This is a genomic window from Klebsiella sp. A-Nf5, from assembly GCF_002810545.1.
GTDB lineage: Bacteria > Pseudomonadota > Gammaproteobacteria > Enterobacterales > Enterobacteriaceae > Klebsiella > Klebsiella variicola.
In genome coordinates this window covers 1-450 of record NZ_PIOG01000091.1, presented here as the reverse complement: position 1 = coordinate 450, position 450 = coordinate 1, and the positions used below count along the sequence as shown (strand labels likewise).

Sequence of the window (450 nt, the reverse complement as noted above, 5' to 3'; positions counted from 1 at the left end):
CCAGAGCTAACCGGCGATGAACATCCCGCTGCTATTCGCCAGCTGCTTGGTGCGATGGCGGATAATATGGATGAAGCGAAGAGCCGTATCGAAGACATGATGAGAGAACTGGCCCACCGCCACGATCTAAATGACCAGCCGCACAAGATGCAGCAAGTCAATCACTTAAGCTGACATCGCAAGGAAAATCTATTTATGTTCAAAATGTGATGCTTACCAGAAAAATAACATGGTTTTTTATACATGCATTTATCTTTTTTGTTATAAAAATCAGTTGAATAATATTCATGGTGTGATGGTGGCTTCGAAATTTACAAAACTTTTACTTGTAAAATGGAGTTAGATTGCGTATAAAGAAATCCTCTAGAAAAGGGATTGTCCTTTAACCAGACTGAGATTTATTCTATCGATAGAAGCCACATTCATAAGTGTGGCTTTTTTCTTATTATT

At 38.7% G+C, this 450-nt stretch carries 1 pseudogene; it reads left to right on the top strand.

Annotated features, from left to right (window positions below):
* A pseudogene (locus tag CWM53_RS31920) lies at positions 1–174 on the top strand (hypothetical protein); the annotation flags it as partial.
* Positions 175–450 lie beyond the last annotated feature (276 nt).